Raw genomic sequence first — 20,351 nt, forward strand, 5'->3', positions numbered from 1 at the left:
TGCTGTTAAGGAAAGCCGACATGCAGCTTAAAGACACCCAGTTGTTCCGCCAGCAAGCCTTCATCGATGGCGCTTGGGTTGATGCGGACAATGGTCAGACGATCAAGGTCAACAACCCGGCAACGGGCGAAATTCTGGGTACTGTGCCGAAAATGGGCGCTGCCGAAACCCGTCGTGCCATCGAAGCCGCTGACAAAGCGCTGCCGGCCTGGCGTGCACTGACCGCCAAAGAGCGTGCGGGCAAACTGCGTCGCTGGTTCGAACTGATGATCGAGAACCAGGACGACCTGGCTCGCCTGATGACCCTGGAACAAGGCAAGCCATTGGCCGAAGCCAAGGGCGAAATCGTTTACGCCGCTTCCTTCATCGAGTGGTTCGCCGAAGAAGCCAAGCGCATCTACGGTGACGTGATTCCGGGCCACCAGCCAGACAAGCGCCTGATCGTGATCAAGCAGCCAATCGGCGTGACCGCAGCCATCACCCCGTGGAACTTCCCGGCCGCGATGATCACCCGTAAAGCCGGCCCGGCCCTGGCCGCCGGTTGCACCATGGTGCTCAAGCCTGCTTCGCAAACGCCGTTCTCCGCCTTCGCCCTGGCTGAACTGGCCCAGCGTGCCGGTATCCCGGCTGGCGTGTTCAGCGTGGTTTCCGGCAGCGCCGGCGACATCGGCACCGAGCTGACCAGCAACCCGATCGTGCGCAAATTGTCCTTCACCGGTTCGACCGAAATCGGTCGTCAACTGATGGCCGAATGCGCCAAGGACATCAAGAAAGTGTCCCTGGAACTGGGCGGCAACGCTCCGTTCATCGTGTTCGACGACGCGGACCTGGATAAGGCCGTCGAAGGCGCGATCATTTCCAAGTACCGCAACAACGGCCAGACCTGCGTCTGCGCCAACCGTCTGTACATCCAGGATGCGGTCTACGACGCCTTCGCCGAGAAGCTGAAAGTGGCTGTGGCCAAGCTGAAGATCGGCAACGGTCTGGAAGCCGGCACCACCACTGGCCCGCTGATCGACGAAAAAGCCGTGGCCAAGGTGCAGGAGCACATCGCTGATGCCGTTGCCAAAGGCGCCACCGTGCTGTCCGGCGGCAAGCCGATGGAAGGCAACTTCTTCGAGCCGACCATCCTGACCAACGTCCCGAACAACGCGGCCGTGGCCAAGGAAGAAACCTTCGGTCCATTGGCACCGCTGTTCCGCTTCAAAGACGAAGCCGATGTGATCGCGATGTCCAACGACACCGAGTTCGGCCTGGCCTCGTACTTCTATGCGCGTGACCTGGGCCGAGTGTTCCGTGTGGCTGAAGCCCTGGAATACGGCATGGTCGGCGTCAACACCGGGCTGATCTCCAACGAAGTCGCGCCGTTCGGCGGCATCAAGGCCTCGGGCCTGGGCCGTGAAGGCTCCAAGTACGGCATCGAAGATTACCTGGAAATCAAATACCTCTGCCTGGGCATCTAAGCCCGGCAAGGCATTGCTTCAAACGCAAAGGGCACGAGAGCGCTGACCCTTTGCGTGCTTCAAACGGAATTTTCTCTGTGGCGGGGAACGCTGTGGCAGTCGATCATCGCATGCTGCCCTGGTTGCCTCCTCGCTGCTTAATCCTTGAATCACGCCGACCGATGAGCGGCGAATGAGGAATGTATGAGCAAGACTAACGCTTCTTTGATGGCCCGCCGTACCGCTGCAGTTCCACGTGGCGTAGGCCAGATTCACCCGATCTTCGCCGAGTCCGCGAAGAACGCTACCGTGACCGACGTTGAAGGTCGCGAGTTCATCGACTTCGCCGGCGGTATCGCCGTGCTGAACACCGGCCACGTGCACCCGAAAATCATCGCCGCCGTGACCGAGCAACTGAACAAGCTGACCCACACCTGCTTCCAGGTACTGGCCTACGAGCCGTACGTGGAACTGTGCGAAAAAATCAACGCCAAGGTGCCAGGTGATTTCGCCAAGAAAACCCTGCTGGTCACCACCGGTTCCGAAGCCGTGGAAAACGCCGTGAAAATCGCTCGCGCCGCCACTGGCCGTGCCGGCGTGATCGCCTTCACCGGCGCTTACCACGGTCGCACCATGATGACCCTGGGCCTGACCGGTAAAGTCGTGCCTTACTCGGCCGGCATGGGCCTGATGCCAGGCGGCATCTTCCGCGCGCTGTACCCGAACGAACTGCACGGTGTGAGCATCGACGATTCGATCGCTTCCATCGAGCGCATCTTCAAGAACGACGCCGAGCCGAAAGACATCGCGGCCATCATCATCGAGCCTGTACAGGGTGAAGGTGGTTTCTACGTCGCGCCGAAAGAATTCATGAAGCGTCTGCGTGCCCTGTGCGACCACCACGGCATCCTGCTGATCGCTGACGAAGTACAGACTGGCGCTGGCCGTACCGGTACGTTCTTCGCCATGGAACAGATGGGCGTTGCTGCCGACCTGACCACCTTCGCCAAATCCATCGCTGGCGGCTTCCCGTTGGCCGGTGTGTGCGGCAAGGCCGAATACATGGACGCCATCGCTCCAGGCGGCCTGGGCGGCACCTACGCCGGTAGCCCGATCGCTTGCGCCGCAGCCCTGGCCGTGATGGAAGTGTTCGAAGAAGAGCACCTGCTGGACCGCTGCAAGGCAGTCGGCGAGCGTCTGGTCACTGGCCTCAAGGCCATTCAGGCCAAGTACCCGTCGGTAATCGGCGAAGTCCGTGCCCTGGGCGCGATGATCGCTGTCGAGCTGTTCGAAAACGGCGACAGCCACAAGCCGAACGCTGCCGCTGTGGCATCCGTTGTGGCCAAGGCTCGCGACAAAGGTCTGATCCTGCTGTCCTGCGGCACCTACGGCAACGTTCTGCGCGTCCTGGTACCGCTGACTGCGCCGGACGAGCAACTGGACAAAGGTCTGGCGATCATCGAAGAGTGCTTCGCTGAACTCTGATCGCAAAGTGTGACCTGATCGACAAAAAACCCGCTTCGGCGGGTTTTTTCATACCTGCCAGAACAGATACGACGTATTGCTACTATTTCGAAGGAGCGGCATTGGATAAGGTTCGAGCATTGCCAGGGAGAGCTGTATGACGACTGTCATTTTACCCGCGGTTCCAAGAGTATTGATCGCCGAGGCCGACCCCTGGTCCCGTGATCTGCTCAAGGAAGTGTTGTTGAACGTGCGCTGTGACGCACAACTCGATTTGTGCGCCGACGGCCAGCAGGCGTTGGAGCTGCTGGCGGCCAACCCGTACGATCTGGTGATCGCCGACTGGGAACTACCTGGTGTCGATGGCCTCAATGTGTTGCGCAGTATTCGCCAGCGCAAACGTAATCCTCCATTGCCATTCATTCTGATGAGCAGCCGCAACGACAGCGCCAGCGTACGCGAAGCCTTGCCGCTGGCGCCTGCCGCCTACCTGACCAAACCCCTGAACATGGATAGCCTGACCCAGCGCTTGCAGGGGTTGCTGCTTGATGCCGGGGAAGAGGTGTCGTGCGAAGTGCCGGCGCTGGCACCGGGCATGACCTTGTCCGTATTCCTAGAGCGCCGTCGCGAACTGGCCGAGGGCGCGCCGCTCATGACCGACGTGCAGCTGGCGGTCAAGCGAAGCCTCAATCCTGATGGTCTGGATCTGACGGCGCTCGAAGATGAGATCCGCACGGACCCGCAGGTCACCGCCGTGCTGATCGCCGCCGCCAACAGCGCGGCCCAGCACCATGGTGCGGGCGTGCAAACCTTGGCTCAGGCGTTGCACCGACTGGGCACCGGACAAAGCATGAACCTGATTCTCGGGCTGGCCCTCAAGCGCAGTGCACGGCTCAGTGATCCGTCTCTGGCGGACTATGCCGAGCGTTATTGGGACTTGTCATTGCACACCGCCGAATACGCGCGAACACTGGCGCGCCTGCTCGATCTGGATCAGGCGCGGTGCTATTGCGCCGGTATGTTGCATCGACTCGGCGATCTGGCGTTGTTGCGCTGTTTGCAGGAGTGGAAGCAGGGCGGTGGCGAACTGGACGACCAAGAGGCGGTCGGGGAGGCGCTGGCCGAATTCAGTGCGGCCTACGGATCGGCGTTGCGCACCCGCTGGCGGCTGCCGCTGGAGCTGCGAGAGCTGATTGCCGCGACCTACCAGCTCGGTGGCGGGGTCTACTCCCGCGAAGCACTGGTGATGAACATGGCGGCACAGCTGGCGCGCCTGAGCGAGCATGAGGGGCTTGAGGACCTGGCCAAAAGCCGAACGGCGCGCCTGCTCAAGATCGGCTTGCCGGAGTTGGTGCGTCTGCGCAAGAAATAAGGCTTTACCCACCGAGGGTTTGCGTTGGGGCGTTCAGGCCGTCACTATCCGGTTCTTGCCCTCACGCTTGGCCTGATACATCGCCGCGTCCGCGCGGGCAAACAGGCTGTCCACGTTTTCGTCCCCGGCGACCAGGCTGGTCAGCCCCTGGCTGACGGTGATGCCAAAGGTCTGGCCGTCATGCTTGAAGCTCAAACGCTGGATCTCCCGTTGCAGTCGCTCGGCCACTTGCAGGGCCATGTCTGGCGTGCAGCCCGGGAACACTGCGGCAAATTCCTCACCGCCAATGCGCCCGAACAGGTCGCCACGGCGTAACGCCGCACGTCCGCTCTCGGCGATGCGTTGCAGTACGGTGTCGCCTTCCTGGTGACCGTAGGTGTCGTTGATCACTTTGAAGTCATCGATATCCAGCATCAGGAACGACAGCGGCGTGCCCTGTTGCAGCGCCTTTTCGAATTCCTGATGAGCGCTTTCGAAGAAGTGCCGACGATTACTGCTTTGGGTCAGGGCGTCGGTGGTCGCCAGGCGTTGCAGCTCGGTTTCCATCTGCTTCTTGTCGGTGATGTCTTCAGCGATGCCGACAATGATCACTGGCTGTCCCGGCTCGGCCTGGCGATTGATGAAGCATTTGTCGCTGAGCCAGCGAACCTGGCCGTCGGCGGCGATGATCCGGTATTCGCGGTCTTCGATCGCGCCTTTTTCCAGCACATCTGCCAGGCTGCGCTCGGCATATTCCAGATCGTCGGGGTAAATGCTGTCGCGCCACTGGTTGTAATCGGACAGCAGCAGGTCGGCGGAGCGCCCGAAAATCCGCTCATAGGCCGGGCTGACGTACAGCACCTGGCGGGTTTCCCAGTTGAATGCCCAGAGCACGGCATTGACGCTCACCAGCAGGGTGCTGAACAACTGTTCGCGTTCGCTCAGTCGCGCCACTTCACCTTGAGCGTGCATCAGTGCCAGCAGGGTTTGCGCAGTCTCGGGCCACTGCGAAGGGGATGAGTCTTGTTGGTTTTTAATGACCATGGGAACAAATCTCAAAGGGCGTGCACCGCTCTGGATTCGAAAGCGGCCACAACGAAGCCCGCCTGGGTGGCGAAGTGTCTTTGAGAGGGAGGATTTGAAGCGAAGTTCCCGCATTTTGTGGCGAGGGAGCTTGCTCCCGCTGGGCGGTATTGGCGACGCGTTTTATTCGATTAAAACGCGTCGCCGATTATGCGTCTGCTGCGCAGCCGCGCGGGAGCGAGCTCCCTCGCCACAGTCAGGCAGCGGTTGGACGCAGGGAGTAGGTTTTGAGCTGGTTGGCGAAGTCACGCAGGGATTGAATCCCGCTGGCTTCGGCTTCGTGTACCCAATCCTTGATGGCGGCCAGCATGTCGTGACCATTTGAGCTGGTCTTGACCCAGATCTGCTGCAAGGCCAGGCGTTTCTCGTAAATTACCTTCAGTGCCTGGCTGTGCTCGAGCATGGTCTGGATGCGGACATGGTGTTTGTCGTCCAGCAGGCTGGTTTCACGCGAGAGCAACCGCTTGGCGCGGTGGAACTGGTGACGGACCGAGTGATCGACCTTTTCCAGCTCCTGCTTGACCAGCGGCCCGATCACCAATTTGCGGTACTGGGCCATGATCTGGAAGCGGTTGTTGAGGATCGCCATGGCGGTGTCCATGTCCAGGTTGCCTTTGCCTTCGACACGATGGGCAATCGGCGCAACCCGCTGGACCTTGGCCAGGCGCAGGAAGCTGAACACTTGAATCCAGGCCCAGCCCAGATCGAATTCCCACTTCTTCACCGACAGTTTTGCCGAGTTAGGGTAGGTGTGATGGTTGTTATGCAGTTCTTCACCGCCGATCAGGATGCCCCAGGGCACCAGATTGGTCGCCGCGTCACGGCATTCGAAGTTGCGGTAGCCGACGGCATGGCCCAGGCCATTGACCACACCGGCGGCCCACACCGGGATCCACATCATCTGGACGGCCCAGATGGTGATGCCGATGGTGCCGAACAGCAGCAGGTCGATGACGGCCATGATCGCCACACCCAGCAGCGGGAAGGGGGTATAGAGATGGCGTTCGATCCAGTCTTCAGGGCAGTTCTTGCCGTAGATGCGCAGGGTCTCGGGGTTTTCCGCTTCGGCGCGGTACAGCTCGGCGCCTTTGCGCAGAACGGTGGACAGGCCCTTGATGACCGGGCTGTGCGGGTCATCCTCGGTTTCGCATTTGGCGTGGTGCTTGCGGTGGATGGCGGTCCACTCGCGGGTGTTCTGCGCGGTGGTCAGCCACAGCCAGAAACGGAAAAAGTGCTTCAGGCCGGCATTCAACTCAAGCGAGCGATGGGCTGAGTAACGGTGCAGATAGACCGTGACGCCGACGATTGTCACGTGGGTCATCAGCAGGGTGACTGCCACCAGTGACCAGGGCGACAAGCCGAGAAAACCTTCGTACCACATAGGCTATAGGGCCCTCGATAAAGAAAAAAACAGCCGGTGCATTATCACTAAGCCCACAGAGAAAACCAGTCGCCCTTTCAGATATGAGTGGCTGGATGTGTCTTTAACCTATAATCCCGTTTTTTGTATAGGGACATGGACAGCCTTATGTCTGCCAGCTATCGCGAAGCCTCGCGCGCAGCGCTGCTTTACCTCTTGCTTTCCTTGATATGGCTGCAGCTCAGTGGCTATTTATTGAACAGTTTCTTCGATAGTTCTGCCGAGCTTTCGCGATGGCAACTGATCAACGGTTATGTCTGGGTGGTGATCAGTGCCGGGTTGGTCTTCATTGCCCGGGCGCGATTGCTCCGTTGTCTCGGTATTGGGGCCAAATTGCGTGAGCGCCGTGAAGACCGAGAGCGACTGCGTCAGGCCGCCGCCGTGTTTGATTGCACCCGTGAAGGCGTGTTGGTCACCAATCACGAAGGGTTGATCGTCCATGTGAACCGGGCCTTCATCCAGATCACCGGTTATCAAAGCCAGGAAGTGCTGGGCCAGCGGCCCAGTTTGTTCAAGTCCGGCCGTCATCCGGCCGCCTTCTATCAGGCGATGTTCGCGACACTCGACAGTAACGGCGAGTGGAGCGGAGAAATCTGGAACCGTCGAAAAAGCGGCGAAATCTATCCGCAATGGCAGACCATCCGCATCGTTCACGACGAGCGGGGACGGCGTAGTCATTACGTGGCAGTGTTTTCCGACATCAGCGCGATCAAGAACTCCGAACACGAACTGATGCACCTGGCGCATCACGATCCGTTGACCGATCTGCCCAACCGCCTGCTGTTCACCGATCGCGCCGAACAGGCGCTGGCTTCGGCACAGACTCACAAGCGTGGCTGCGCACTGCTGATGGTCGATCTGGATCACTTCAAGATGATCAACGACAGCCTCGGACACACCATCGGCGACCAATTGCTCAAGGCGGTGGCGGAGCGTCTAGACGCGATGTTCGGGCCGGGCATTACCCTGGCGCGGCTTGGGGGCGATGAGTTTGCCGTGCTGGCCGAGAGCTGCCCGCAACTGGTCCAGGCCGCGGCGCTGGCCCAGCGGATCATCGATGGCCTCAAAGAACCGTTCTTTATCGACGGGCATCAGCTGTTCATGAACACCAGCATCGGCATCAGCCTGTTCCCCGGCGATGCTTTGAGCACTGAGCAATTATTGCGCAACGCCGACTCGGCGCTGTTCAAGGCCAAGAGCGCCGGTCGCAATGGCTATGCCCTCTACACCGAAGAATTGACGGCCCACGCCCAGCAACGGGTCGAGCTTGCATTCGAATTGCGTCGCGCGCTGGAGCAGCAGCAATTGCGGGTTTACTACCAACCGGTCCATGACTTGCCCACCAGCCGCTTGATCGGTGTCGAGGCGCTGGTGCGCTGGGAGCATCCCGAGCGGGGATTGGTGTCGCCGGCTGAATTCATTCCCGTCGCCGAACGCACCGGCCTGATTGCCGAAATCGATGCCTGGGTCATGCAGCAAGCGTGTCAGCAGATGTGCCAGTGGCATCAGGCCGGCGTGGTGTTGTCGTTCGTCGCGGTGAATGTTTCATCGCGGCTGTTCGCCGGTCGTGAGCTGTACCAGCAAGTGGCCCAGGTGCTGCGCGAAACCGGACTGGACCCGGCTTATCTTGAGCTGGAGGTCACCGAGAGCGCGGTGATGGAAGATCCCGAGGTCGCGCTTGAGCAAATGCACAGACTGCGCGAGTTGGGTGTACGGCTGGCCATCGATGATTTCGGCACCGGTTATTCGTCGCTGCTGCGGCTCAAGCGCCTGCCGGTACAGAAACTCAAGATCGATCAGGGTTTTGTCGCCGGGCTGCCGGGGGACGAAGACGACGCGGCCATTGTGCGGGTGATCATTGCCCTGGCGCACAGCATGGGAATGCAGGTGCAGGCCGAGGGGATCGAGCAGGTCGAACAGGCGTCGTTCCTGCTTGAGCATGGCAGCCATCTGGGCCAGGGATACTGGTTCGGGCGGCCGGTGCCTCCCGGACAACTGAATTGGGTGCATGCACCGTCAATCCGTTAAGAATCTGTTGCGCAAAACCTGTAGGAGCGAGCTTGCTCGCGATGGTGGCAGAAGCGCCGCGTTCATCCAGGCAGCCCTGGTTTTCGTTCGCGTCCATCGCGAGCAAGCTCGCTCCTACAGAATTCCCCCCGCAAACCCTTGCCCATCAAATAATGTCTTCTGGTTATATAAACATTCTTAAATAGTCTTTTTAAGAATATCTGCGCCTCTCTACTATTGGTCCCACGCCGCAAGCAGTGCCGCCACTGCCAGGGCAACCTCTCAGTCGAAGGAGCAGCACCATGAGCGCATCTCTACGTAGCGTTGACGGCCAGGACGAAGCAACCATCCTGCGTGAAATCCAGAGCGCCCTGCGCGATCTGCGTTTTGGCGCAGTGGAAATCACCGTCCACAACGCCCAGGTGGTTCAGATCGAACGCAAGGAAAAATTCCGCTTGCAGCAACCGGGCAACAAACCGGGCTGAAGCGAAACCAATCAAAAGATCACAGCCTGCGGCAGTTTCTGCGGGGGATTGTGTGGGAGCTGCCGCAGGCTGCGATCTTTGAGCAAGCATCCGATTCCAGATCATAAAAAAAGCCAATACCCAAGAATTCCAGGAGCTTTCACCATGTCGTCGATTCGTCAGTTCGCTTTGGCCGCCCTGGCCAGTGCCCTCTTTGCCGGTTCCGCGGTAGCCAAGGATTACGAGTTGCTCAACGTGTCGTACGACCCGACCCGTGAGCTGTATCAGGACTACAACGCTGAATTCATCAAGTTCTGGCAGAAGGACCATGCCGGCGACACCGTGAAGATCCAGCAATCCCACGGTGGTTCGGGCAAGCAGGGGCGGGCGGTGATCGACGGTCTGCGTGCCGACGTCGTGACCCTGGCGCTGGCGGGTGACATTGATGAAATCGCCAAACTCGGCAAGACCCTCCCGGCCGACTGGCAAAAACGCCTGCCGGAAGCGAGCACGCCTTACACCTCGACCATCGTGTTCCTGGTGCGCAAGGGCAACCCCAAAGGCATCAAGGACTGGGGCGACCTGATCAAGAATGACGTGTCGGTGATTACCCCGAACCCGAAAACCTCCGGCGGTGCACGCTGGAACTTCCTCGCCGCCTGGGCCTATGGCCTGAAAGCCAATGGCGGTGACGAAGCCAAGGCCAAGGAATACGTACAAACCCTGTTCAAACACGTGCCTGTGCTGGACACCGGTGCTCGCGGTTCGACCATCACCTTCGTCAACAACGGTCAGGGTGACGTGTTGCTGGCCTGGGAAAACGAAGCCTTCCTGGCGCTGAAAGAAGACGGCGGCGCCGACAAGTTCGACATCGTTGTGCCTTCGCTGTCGATCCTTGCCGAGCCGCCGGTGGCCGTGGTCGACAAGAACGCCGAGAAAAAGGGCAACGAGCAGATCGCCGAAGCCTACCTCAAACACCTGTACAGCCCGGCTGGCCAGGAAATCGCGGCGAAAAACTTCTATCGTCCACGTGACAAGGAGGTGGCTGCCAAGTACGCCAACCAGTTCCCGAAACTGGAACTGGTCACCATCGATAAAGACTTCGGCGGCTGGAAAACCGCGCAACCGAAATTTTTCAACGACGGTGGCGTGTTCGACCAGATCTACCAGGCGCAATAACCTGAAGTAGACCTGACAACCGGCCGGATGCCTGTCAGTTAAGGGGCGCAACGTGTGGGAGCGAGCCTGCTCGCGATGATGGCGGTACATACAACAGGGATGTTGGCTGGCCCACCGGTATCGCGAGCAGGCGCTCCCACAGAAGTTGCGGTGTTCAAGCCCTTAGCCGACCGGCTTTGGCCAACGGGCCCCGATCCTGGCGACGGGGCTTTGCGCATTCTCAACCAAGGACTTTTATGTCGCGTCGTATCTCCCCCGTCATACCCGGCTTCGGGCTGACGCTGGGCTACACCTTGGTGTACCTCAGCCTGATTGTGCTCATACCGCTGGCGGCAATGTTCGTGCATGCCGCTCAACTCACCTGGGATCAGTTCTGGGCAATCATCTCCGCGCCACGGGTGCTGGCGGCGTTGAAGCTCAGCTTCGGCACCGCGCTCTATGCGGCGATTATCAACGGCATCATCGGCACGCTGCTGGCCTGGGTGCTGGTGCGCTATACCTTCCCTGGGCGCAAAGTCATCGATGCGATGATCGACTTGCCCTTCGCATTACCCACCGCAGTGGCCGGTATTGCCCTGACCGCGTTGTACACCCCCACCGGTTTGGTCGGTCAGTTCGCAGCCGATCTGGGGTTCAAGATCGCCTACACCCCCCTGGGCATCACCCTTGCCCTTACTTTTGTGACACTTCCATTCGTAGTACGTACCGTACAACCTGTACTGGCCGATATTCCTCGTGAGGTGGAAGAAGCGGCGGCGTGCCTGGGGGCAAAACCGTTGCAGGTATTCCGCCATATTCTGATGCCGGCATTGTTGCCAGCCTGGCTGACCGGTTTCGCCCTGGCCTTTGCCCGCGGGGTCGGCGAGTACGGTTCGGTGATTTTCATCGCCGGCAACATGCCGATGAAAACCGAGATCCTGCCGCTGCTGATCATGGTCAAACTCGACCAGTACGATTACACCGGCGCTACCTCCATTGGTGTACTGATGCTGGTGGTTTCCTTTGTCCTGCTGCTGCTGATCAACTTGCTGCAGCGCCGTATCGAAACCCCATAAGGAGGCGCACACATGTCCCAATCGTCCATTGCTGCCGCCTCTTCGGCCAACGCTGCCCGTCGTGGCAGTGCGACTTCGCGGCGCGTCCTGATCGGCCTCGGCTGGCTGATTTTTGCGCTGTTCTTGCTACTGCCGCTGTTCATCGTGGTGTCCCAGGGCCTGAAGAATGGCCTGGGTGCGTTCTTCACCGCGATTTTTGAACCGGACGCGCTGTCCGCGCTGAAACTCACGGTGATCGCCGTGCTGATATCGGTGCCGCTGAACCTGGTGTTCGGTGTCAGCGCCGCCTGGTGCGTGAGCAAATACTCGTTCCGTGGCAAGAGCATGCTGGTCACGCTGATCGACCTGCCATTCTCGGTGTCGCCGGTGATTGCCGGTCTGGTCTACGTGCTGATGTTCGGCGCCCAAGGGCTGTTCGGCCCATGGTTGCAGGACCACGACATCCAGATCGTCTTCGCCTTGCCGGGCATCGTGCTGGCGACGATTTTCGTCACCGTGCCGTTCGTGGCCCGTGAACTGATCCCGCTGATGCAGGAGCAGGGCACCCAGGAGGAAGAGGCAGCGCGTTTGCTCGGGGCCAATGGCTGGCAGATGTTCTGGCACGTCACGGTGCCCAACATCAAATGGGGCCTGATCTACGGCGTGGTGCTGTGTACCGCGCGGGCCATGGGTGAGTTCGGTGCGGTGTCGGTGGTTTCCGGGCACATTCGCGGGGTGACCAACACCTTGCCGCTGCACGTCGAGATTCTCTACAACGAATACAACCACGTGGCGGCGTTCGCCGTGGCGAGCCTGTTGCTGATCCTGGCGCTCTTCATCCTGCTGCTCAAGCAGTGGAGCGAAAACCGTATTAACCGCCTGCGCGCCAGCGCCGCGGAGGAATAATTCATGTCGATCGAAGTGCGTAACGTCAGCAAGAATTTCAATGCGTTCAAGGCGCTGGACAACATCAGCCTGGACATCCAGAGCGGTGAACTGGTGGCGCTGCTCGGCCCGTCCGGTTGCGGCAAGACCACGCTGCTGCGGATCATCGCCGGTCTGGAAACCCCGGACCAGGGCAACATCGTGTTCCACGGTGAAGACGTTTCCGGCCACGACGTGCGTGATCGCAACGTCGGTTTCGTGTTCCAGCATTACGCCTTGTTCCGCCACATGACGGTATTCGACAACGTCGCGTTCGGCCTGCGCATGAAGCCCAAGAACCAGCGCCCGAGCGAAAGCCAGATCGCGACCAAGGTCCACGAACTGTTGAACATGGTGCAACTGGATTGGCTGTCGGATCGCTACCCGGAACAACTGTCTGGTGGCCAGCGTCAGCGGATCGCCCTGGCCCGTGCCCTCGCGGTCGAGCCAAAAGTACTGCTGCTCGACGAGCCGTTCGGCGCCCTCGACGCCAAGGTCCGCAAAGAACTGCGCCGCTGGCTGGCGCGCCTGCACGAAGACATCAACCTGACCTCGGTGTTCGTGACCCACGACCAGGAAGAAGCGATGGAAGTCGCCGACCGCATCGTGGTGATGAACAAGGGCGTGATCGAGCAGATCGGCTCACCGGGCGACGTCTACGAAAACCCGGCCAGCGATTTCGTTTATCACTTCCTCGGCGATTCGAACCGTCTGCATCTGGGCGAAGACAATCACGTGCTGTTCCGCCCGCACGAAGTGTCGCTTTCGCGGCATGAACTGGAAGACCACCATGCGGCCGAAGTGCGTGATATCCGTCCATTGGGCGCGACCACGCGGGTGACCCTGAAGGTCGAAGGACAGAGCGATTTGATCGAAGCCGAAGTGGTGAAGGACCACGACAGCCTGATCGGGCTGGCCAAGGGCGAGACGCTGTTCTTCAAGCCGAAGGTCTGGCAGAAGGTCGCCAACCTCTAAAGCAAGAGCATCGCGAGCAGGCTCGCTCCCACAGGGTTCGGTGTCGGTCACAGATTTTGTGCTCAACACCGATCCATTGTGGGAGCGAGCCTGCTCGCGATTGCGATCTAAACAGCCGCACGCTTCGGATTGACCCGCACACCCCCCGCCCGCGCCTCGATCTGCTCTTTCAGCTCATGGCGCATCCCCAGCAAAAACGCCAGCTCAGCCACCACAAACAGCGGCCCGACAATCAACCCCGTCACGTCATCGACGAACGCCGGTTTGCGCCCTTCGTAGTGATGGCCGACAAACTGAATCGCCCAACCCACCACAAACATTCCAATGCCGCTGGCCAGCCAGATGCCAGTGCTTTGCTGCGCCAGCGCATGACCGGCCCAGACACACAGCCCCAGCAACACCGTCATCAGTACACCAAGGCGTAATTCCAGCCGCAGGTAAAACCACGCCGAAGCCAACGACACCAGCACCGCCGGTGAAAGCCAGCCCCCGGCCCATTGCGGACGAGACAGCAGGACCGCCACCGCCAGCACAATCAGCGGAATGCCGACGAAGTGGGTGGCGATGTTGCGCGGGTCACGGTGGTAAGTGGCGTATTGACTGAGATGGTCAACGAGGCTTTTCATTGTTATTCCTCCTGTAGGGTGATTGATCATGCCCCGGGGCCATTGCTCACTCTGTCAGCCAGGCGACAATCTCTAGGAGTTTTCATGGATATGCAGGTCTGGCGTCCACGCCTGATGCACGGTCAGTGGTTCAGTCATTTGCCTGTTTCCTTTCAGGATAGTCTGCTGGCCGCCGCCAGGGTCCGGCGCCTGTCGCCGGGCCAGCGCTTGTTCAAGCGGGGTGATCCGCCCTGTGGTCTGTACGCGGTGCTCGAAGGTGCCGTGCGCATTGGCACGGTCAGCGAGCAAGGCAAGGAAGCGTTGCTCAGCCTGGTGGAGGCGCCGCACTGGTTCGGCGAGATTTGTCTGTTCGATGGTCAGGCGCGTACCCACGATGCGTTCGGCCTGGGCAACTGCACCCTGTTGCACATCCCGCAAATGGCGCTGCAAAAGTTGCTCGACGAACAACCGGAGTACTGGCGGCAACTGGCCTTGCTCATGAGCCAGAAACTGCGCCTGACCTTCATCCACCTCGAACAGCTGAGCCTGATGCCGGCCTCGACGCGGCTGGCCCATCGCTTGTTGATGATCGCCCACGGCTACGGCGAGATCGACCCGCCACGCCTGCGCCTGCAACTGCCCCAGGAGCAACTGGCTTCAATGTTGTCGTTGTCGCGCCAGACCACCAATCAAATGCTCAAGGATCTGCAAGGGCAGGGGATTCTGAATCTGGGCTATGGCGAGATCGAAATCCTCGATATCGAACGGTTGCGGGCGCTGGCGATCTTTTAAAGGTGGGCTTTATCCCCGAACACGCCTAGCCTGTGCTGACGACAATCGAGGTGTGCCAAATGCGTGTCCTGTTAGTGGAAGACGAACCCGAGACCGCCAAGCTTCTGGCCAATGGCCTGAGCGAAGCCAGTTATGCGGTGGATGTGGCGGTCAACGGGATGGACGGCCGGCGCTTCATTGAGTCCGGCGAATACGAGCTGATCATCCTCGACGTCATGCTGCCGGGGCTTAATGGCTGGCAGCTGCTGCAACAGATCCGCAAGCTCGGTGAAACGCCGGTGCTGTTCCTCACCACCAGGGACGGCATCGAGGATCGCCTGCGCGGGCTGGAGCTGCATGAAGATGACTACCTGCTCAAGCCGTTCGCCGTCAGTGAGCTGGTGGCGCGGGTGCGCAAGTTGTTGCGGCGGGGTCAGGGGCGGTAGTGGTTTCTGTGGTGCCTGAACAATCGCTATCGCTGGCAAGCCAGCTCAGTGGCTTGTGTGAATCCTAAATGTCTGGTCAACCGAAAAGCCTGTGGGAGCTGGCTTGCCAGCGAAGAGGCCGGCAAAACCAGCGAAGATTTCAACGTCCTTAACGCAACCCATCCCGAAACTGCCCCGGCGTCATCCCGGTCCAGCGCTTGAATGCGCGGCTGAAACTGCTGGTATCGGCAAACCCCAGCAAATAACTGACCTCGCTCAGCGAAACCTGGGGATCACGCAGGTGCAGCAGCGCCAGGTTCTCGCGGCTTTCATTGAGCAGCGTATCGAACCGACAACCCTCATCCGCCAGGTGCCGTTGCAGGCTGCGCAAGCTCAGGTGAAGGGCCTTGGCGATGTGCTCGGCGCTGGGTTCACCTTCCGGCAATTGCTCTTCTATGGCATCGCGGACCTTGCGCTCCCAGGTCAACGGCTTGAGTTGCGCCAAAGCGCGCTTGAGCACGGTTTCGTTGTGTTCGGCCAGTTCCGGGTTGGCGTCGTCCAGGTGACTGTCGAAGTCAACGAGGGCGAATTCCAGTCGGTCTTCGTCGGTGCCGAAGTGCACGGGTGAGCGGAAGACTTTGTGCCATTGATGCGAGTCTTCAGGTTCCGGCCGACGCAGGTAAACCGCCAACGGGGCATAGTCGCGGCCCAGGCGATTGCGGCAGGTGCGCACATAAATCGCCATGAACGCATCGATGGCCTCGTAGGCCGGGGCCGGATTGCCGATCGGAACTTTCAGGCGGAAGCGGTAACGATCCTCGCCGCGGGTCAGTTCCAGTTCCAGGGCATCGCTGACCACCTGGTGATAGCGCACGATGCGCTCGAACACTTCGCGCAAACTGCCGCTGGCCACCAGTGCATAACCGAGGGCGTGAAAGGTGGTGGGGCTGACGAAGCGGGAGACGCGCAGGCCAATCGCCGGGTCGCCGCTGGCCTGCACCGCAAGTTCCCACAGGCGCGTGGTACCGGATAACGGGTATCGGGCGTTCGGGTCGTCCATCCATTGCGGATCGAGCCCGGCCTGGCGACACAGGGCGGTGCTGTCGAGGCCCAGGGCGTCGAGTTGCTTGCGCAGGGCGCGGGTCCAGCTGGCGAGGGAGGTCGGTTCAGTCATGCTGATTGGCGCTTCCGGTCAACAGGTTGGCGTTCACGGCTACCGCTTCGGGAGTGTGAAGCGGGCAGGATGCGAACATCAATAACCAGAGGATGGAAGCATGCACGGTACTTCTGCAAGTCCCCAACGACTGAATGCAGCGCAGCGATCAGCGCATATTCGTGAAGTGGTGTTGGCCAAGGGCGTCGAACTGCGTCAGCGCTACCCGATACTCAAGCATCAGGACGCGCTGGGCGCGGGCATCCTGGCCTTCGCCTTGGCCGGGATGATCGGTTCGGCGGCGCTCTACATCACCGGGCACATGGCCTGGTGGGCGTGCCTGCTGCTCAATGCGTTCTTCGCTTCGTTGACCCATGAACTTGAGCACGACCTGATCCATAGCATGTACTTCCGCAAACAGCGGGTGCCGCACAACCTGATGATGGGTCTGGTCTGGCTGGCGCGACCCAGCACCATCAACCCCTGGATTCGCCGTCACCTGCACCTCAACCACCACAAGGTCTCCGGCTCCGAGACCGACATGGAAGAGCGTGCGATCACCAATGGCGAGCCTTGGGGTTTGGCGCGGTTGCTGATGGTCGGCGACAACGTCATGTCGGCGTTTATTCGCATGTTGCGGGCCAAGACCTGGGCCCACAAATTCAGCATCATCAAACGTACGCTGAAGGTCTATGCGCCGCTGGCGCTGGTGCATTGGGGCGCGTGGTACGCGTTTCTCGGCTTCCACGCCGCAAACGGCATTGCGCATCTGCTGGGCACCCCGATTGAATGGTCGGCGACCACGCTGTCGGTAATGAGCGTGATCGACATCGCGGCGGTGGTGATCATCGGCCCGAACGTGCTGCGCACGTTCTGCCTGCACTTCATCAGCTCGAACATGCACTACTACGGCGACATCGAGCCGGGGAACGTGATGCAGCAGTGCCAGGTGCTGAACGCCTGGTGGCTGTGGCCGTTGCAGGCGTTCTGCTTCAACTTCGGCAGCAGTCATGGCATCCATCACTTTGTGGTGAAGGAACCGTTCTACATTCGCCAGCTGACCGTGCCGGTGGGGCATAAGGTGATGCGGGAAATGGGGGTTCGGTTTAATGATTTCGGCACGTTTATGCGGGCGAACCGGTTTGTGCGAAAGGAAGAACTGAACGCAGAGAAGGTGCGTGCGGCTCAGGCTTGATGGTCGATTGGGAGGGCGCCTTAAACGGCATCAACCGCTAAAAAGGTCAATGCCGTGAAACCACCTGTCAGTTTCAGCCTGCAGCGGCGGGGGTGCGCCAGTCATCAGAGCTTTCGGTATTGCCGATTGTGTGTACCCAAGTGATTTTTCGGTAGCTGAACTCAACGTCTTCCAACTGCGTGAAGTGCGCGGTTGTCTGGTCCTGACAGTTATGCATGTAGCCCTTGATGTTGACGATGATCGCGTCTTCAAGTTTCGTGATGTAGTAGAGCTCTCGAGAAGATGCCGCTGAGGCACGGTACCAGTGGATGGTCACTTCAGGCAGGAGTTCGCCGGTAGTCAGTGCACGCATCAACAAGGGCGAAGACTTGTCGAACACCTTCGTGATTTTGACCGGTTTGTGAACGCGTTGACCGGTCGGTTGACCTGATTGCGGGTCGCGAGGAATGATCACTTCGTGGCTGAAGGCCTGAACCATGATTTGGTCTTCATGACCTTCCTGAAATATGTTGCCTACGGAATCAGCGGTGAAAACTGCTTTAGTGATCTGACCTTGCTTGGTACCCGTGATGGTCATATAGGCGGGCATAGCCATGGATACTCTCCTTGCTGAAAATAGGGAACCCACAGGCTTTATTGCGTCGTGGGTTCCAAAGCTACGATCAAGGTTTATGCCAGTTAAATTAAATTCCCTATTTATCAGGCTTATACAGAGAAAAACGAAGTTTCAGTTCCTGATTGATACAGATGGTATCGGTAAAAAGTGCGCAAGAAGTTGCGCAGATCTGCACAACTTCTTGCGCACTTGTCTGTGCATGATGAAATACAAGCCCTGCAGAAATTCATCTACAGGGTTGTCCACAATTTAACGTGCGATTTTTTGCGCACGCTGCGCAGGTGGCTATTAAGTTGTTTCTTCACAAGAATATAAAGGTTAAGGAATTTTCCTAGCGGGTTATCGGAATAGTCCTACACCTTCATTTGTCGCAATGATCGTAATATCTCCCGAGTGACTCGCTTCATCCATTTCACTCGCTTCGCCATGCTCTGAAATTGCCGGGCGAGGTGAATGGAACTAGAAAAAAATCACTATTTTCAATTACTTATATATAGGTTGATGTTTTTCTGTGTTTTTATGAAAGGCACGATCTGAATGGCTTTCTAAATAAAATTCGTTGGGGCATCAACGCGGAATAAATTCGCAGGCGTGCCCGTGAATGCAGCGCGCTCGCAATGATGGCGTTAAAACGCGGCAATTTTTATCAAAGGGTATGGATGTCCTACTCCAGTGAACTTTCTGCTTACTATCTTGATCTCGCGAAAGCCTCTGTTTCCAAAGAGGCTTTTGCGGGCGAGGACGTTCGTTTTTCCAGCGAATATGAAGCGTTGGAGAGCGAGCTGGGTAAAGCCCAATCCATCCATGAGAGCGGCCAGACCGATTGGCGGAAAGTCTGTGAAAACAGTGAAACCCTGCTGCGCACCCAGTCCAAGGATTTACGCGTTGGGGCTTGGCTGACCTGGGGTCTGTACCGGTGCGAGTCCTTCCCCGGGTTATTGGCTGGCCTCGGATTTCTGCACTACCTGTGTGAGAACCACTGGACTGAAATTTATCCGAGCAAGTCCCGTACCCGTGCTGCTGCCATCAACTGGTTGATGATGCGTCTTGAGCAGGTGTTAGGTGAAAGTATCGCGGTCAAAGAGCAGTTGCCGCTGTTTCGTCGTCTGGTCGAACACCTTGAGGGTATTGATGCTGCATGTACCGAGCATTTGGGTGCTGACGCACCACTACTGCTGCCGATTTCCCGTCGTCTGAAAAACAGGGTCCAACGCGCCGCCGACAGCCCGTTGGAGACCGGCCTGGTGGGGGCTGCGGTTGCGCAGGTCAAACAGGTTGCTACGCAGTTGTTCGCGCCTGGCGCGCCAATCGATAACGAGAGAGAGGCTCAAAAGGCCTTGCGGGCTCAGTTGGAAAGCGCCCGTCCGTTGTGTGCCTGGTGGCTTAAGCAAAAAGCCACTGATGTGCGCGCCTTGCGCCTCAATCGCACGCTGTCGTGGCTGTCCATCGACGCGATTCCCGAGCGCGACGCCGAGCAGATTACCGTGATGCGCGGGCTGCTGGTGGACAAGCTCAAGCACTATCAGGATCGCTATGATCAGGGCAAATACGCAGACCTGCTGGTTGACCTGGAGGCAAGCCTGGCAAACGCGCCCTTCTGGTTCGATGGCCAGCGAATGGTCTGGGAATGCTTGCAAGGACTGAACGCTGAATTGGCCATGCGCGAGGTGGAAGTGCACTTCGCGCTTTTGATTCGGCGTCTGCCCGGCATCATCGAACTGCGTTTCCACGACGGTACACCGTTCGCCGATCCCGCCACCCGCGCCTGGATCAGTGCCAATGTCATGCCGCATCTGCAAACCGCCAGTACGCCGCGCAAGGTTGAAGCAACCGACACCCTGCCGGCCTGGGAGCTGGCTCTGGAGGAAGCCCTGCCGATCCTGCGCAAGGACGGCCTCAAGGCTGCCGTGCAGATCCTCAAGCAGGGCCTGCAAAGTGCCCAGGGCGGGCGCTTCCGATTCTTCTGGCAGTTCGCCCTCGCGCGGCTGTGTTTCATGGCCAAAAAATATGAGCTGGCCAAGACCCAACTCGAAACCCTCGACCAGACATTACAGGACTCAGGAGTCAGCGCCTGGGAGCCTGATCTTGTGCTCGAAGTGCTGCATTTTCTGCATAGCTGCTGCGAGTTGTTACCGCAGAACCATGCTGTGCGTGAGCGCAAGGAAGAGGTTTATCGCAGGTTGTGCCACCTCGATCTTGAAGTGGTACTCCAATAGGCCCCAGGGCCACAACCGCAAGGAGAA

At 59.2% G+C, this 20,351-nt stretch carries 18 protein-coding genes; 13 read left to right on the forward strand and 5 right to left on the reverse strand.

Annotated elements, in window-relative coordinates; translation table 11 throughout:
* Positions 1-20 precede the first annotated feature (20 nt).
* From gabD to ACGJAX_RS06890, 3 genes are all read left to right on the forward strand, one after another.
* The gene (gene gabD, locus ACGJAX_RS06880) at positions 21-1,463 is read left to right on the forward strand and encodes an NADP-dependent succinate-semialdehyde dehydrogenase (RefSeq protein WP_390958039.1); all 1,443 of its coding nucleotides are present in this window, start codon (positions 21-23) and stop codon (positions 1,461-1,463) included.
* A 183-nt stretch (positions 1,464-1,646) separates the two neighbouring features.
* Positions 1,647-2,927 (forward strand): 4-aminobutyrate--2-oxoglutarate transaminase, encoded by a 1,281-nt coding sequence (gene gabT / locus ACGJAX_RS06885; RefSeq protein WP_090327750.1) that lies wholly within the window; start codon positions 1,647-1,649, stop codon positions 2,925-2,927.
* Between the two features lie 136 nt (positions 2,928-3,063).
* Positions 3,064-4,278 carry an HDOD domain-containing protein gene (locus ACGJAX_RS06890; protein WP_390958041.1) on the forward strand — a complete coding sequence of 405 codons (1,215 nt, stop codon included), beginning with the start codon at positions 3,064-3,066 and terminating at the stop codon, positions 4,276-4,278.
* Positions 4,279-4,311: 33 nt separating this feature from the next.
* On the opposite strand, the gene ACGJAX_RS06895 is transcribed toward ACGJAX_RS06890, so the two are convergent.
* Together ACGJAX_RS06895 and desA are read right to left on the reverse strand one after the other, a co-directional pair.
* Positions 4,312-5,301, reverse strand: a complete 990-nt coding sequence (locus ACGJAX_RS06895; RefSeq protein WP_248916115.1) for a sensor domain-containing diguanylate cyclase — start codon at positions 5,299-5,301, stop codon at positions 4,312-4,314.
* A 235-nt stretch (positions 5,302-5,536) separates the two neighbouring features.
* A complete protein-coding gene (desA, locus tag ACGJAX_RS06900) occupies positions 5,537-6,721 on the reverse strand; it encodes a delta-9 fatty acid desaturase DesA (RefSeq protein ID WP_390958043.1) in 1,185 nt (394 codons plus the stop codon).
* 147 nt (positions 6,722-6,868) lie between these two features.
* On the opposite strand from desA, the gene dibA reads away from it, so the two are divergent.
* The 6 genes from dibA to ACGJAX_RS06930 all read left to right on the forward strand — a co-directional run bounded on the left by dibA (position 6,869) and on the right by ACGJAX_RS06930 (position 13,343).
* A complete protein-coding gene (dibA, locus tag ACGJAX_RS06905; protein ID WP_247256725.1) occupies positions 6,869-8,788 on the forward strand; it encodes a phosphodiesterase DibA in 1,920 nt (639 codons plus the stop codon).
* 281 nt (positions 8,789-9,069) lie between these two features.
* The gene (gene oscA, locus ACGJAX_RS06910; RefSeq protein ID WP_007975618.1) at positions 9,070-9,252 is read left to right on the forward strand and encodes a sulfur starvation response protein OscA; all 183 of its coding nucleotides are present in this window, start codon (positions 9,070-9,072) and stop codon (positions 9,250-9,252) included.
* Between the two features lie 144 nt (positions 9,253-9,396).
* Positions 9,397-10,410 (forward strand): sulfate ABC transporter substrate-binding protein, encoded by a 1,014-nt coding sequence (locus ACGJAX_RS06915; protein ID WP_390958046.1) that lies wholly within the window; start codon positions 9,397-9,399, stop codon positions 10,408-10,410.
* Between the two features lie 236 nt (positions 10,411-10,646).
* Entirely contained in the window at positions 10,647-11,465 is an 819-nt protein-coding gene (cysT, locus tag ACGJAX_RS06920) for a sulfate ABC transporter permease subunit CysT (protein ID WP_123498267.1), read from the forward strand.
* Between the two features lie 12 nt (positions 11,466-11,477).
* On the forward strand, positions 11,478-12,350 hold the full coding sequence (gene cysW, locus ACGJAX_RS06925; protein WP_390958048.1) for a sulfate ABC transporter permease subunit CysW: 873 nt from the start codon (positions 11,478-11,480) through the stop codon (positions 12,348-12,350).
* 3 nt (positions 12,351-12,353) lie between these two features.
* On the forward strand, positions 12,354-13,343 hold the full coding sequence (locus ACGJAX_RS06930) for a sulfate/molybdate ABC transporter ATP-binding protein (protein ID WP_090327770.1): 990 nt from the start codon (positions 12,354-12,356) through the stop codon (positions 13,341-13,343).
* 107 nt (positions 13,344-13,450) lie between these two features.
* On the opposite strand, the gene ACGJAX_RS06935 is transcribed toward ACGJAX_RS06930, so the two are convergent.
* The gene (locus ACGJAX_RS06935) at positions 13,451-13,969 is read right to left on the reverse strand and encodes an Mpo1-like protein (protein WP_390958050.1); all 519 of its coding nucleotides are present in this window, start codon (positions 13,967-13,969) and stop codon (positions 13,451-13,453) included.
* An 84-nt stretch (positions 13,970-14,053) separates the two neighbouring features.
* Here ACGJAX_RS06935 and ACGJAX_RS06940 point away from each other — a divergent pair, with 84 nt between their 5' ends.
* Together ACGJAX_RS06940 and ACGJAX_RS06945 are read left to right on the forward strand one after the other, a co-directional pair.
* Positions 14,054-14,740 (forward strand): cyclic nucleotide-binding domain-containing protein, encoded by a 687-nt coding sequence (locus ACGJAX_RS06940; RefSeq protein WP_390958052.1) that lies wholly within the window; start codon positions 14,054-14,056, stop codon positions 14,738-14,740.
* 59 nt (positions 14,741-14,799) lie between these two features.
* Positions 14,800-15,165 carry a response regulator gene (locus ACGJAX_RS06945; RefSeq protein ID WP_198132610.1) on the forward strand — a complete coding sequence of 122 codons (366 nt, stop codon included), beginning with the start codon at positions 14,800-14,802 and terminating at the stop codon, positions 15,163-15,165.
* 148 nt (positions 15,166-15,313) lie between these two features.
* Here the strand turns inward: ACGJAX_RS06945 and ACGJAX_RS06950 are convergent, their stop codons facing one another.
* A complete protein-coding gene (locus ACGJAX_RS06950) occupies positions 15,314-16,318 on the reverse strand; it encodes an AraC family transcriptional regulator ligand-binding domain-containing protein (RefSeq protein WP_390958054.1) in 1,005 nt (334 codons plus the stop codon).
* 100 nt (positions 16,319-16,418) lie between these two features.
* Here ACGJAX_RS06950 and ACGJAX_RS06955 point away from each other — a divergent pair, with 100 nt between their 5' ends.
* The gene (locus ACGJAX_RS06955) at positions 16,419-17,492 is read left to right on the forward strand and encodes a fatty acid desaturase (protein ID WP_390958056.1); all 1,074 of its coding nucleotides are present in this window, start codon (positions 16,419-16,421) and stop codon (positions 17,490-17,492) included.
* A gap of 73 nt (positions 17,493-17,565) precedes the next feature.
* On the opposite strand, the gene ACGJAX_RS06960 is transcribed toward ACGJAX_RS06955, so the two are convergent.
* Positions 17,566-18,087 (reverse strand): Hcp family type VI secretion system effector, encoded by a 522-nt coding sequence (locus ACGJAX_RS06960; RefSeq protein WP_390958058.1) that lies wholly within the window; start codon positions 18,085-18,087, stop codon positions 17,566-17,568.
* Positions 18,088-18,767: 680 nt separating this feature from the next.
* On the opposite strand from ACGJAX_RS06960, the gene tssA reads away from it, so the two are divergent.
* On the forward strand, positions 18,768-20,324 hold the full coding sequence (gene tssA / locus ACGJAX_RS06965; protein ID WP_390958060.1) for a type VI secretion system protein TssA: 1,557 nt from the start codon (positions 18,768-18,770) through the stop codon (positions 20,322-20,324).
* Positions 20,325-20,351 lie beyond the last annotated feature (27 nt).

The sequence above is a fragment of the Pseudomonas moorei genome (assembly GCF_042846945.1).
Taxonomy (GTDB): Bacteria; Pseudomonadota; Gammaproteobacteria; order Pseudomonadales; family Pseudomonadaceae; genus Aquipseudomonas; species Aquipseudomonas moorei.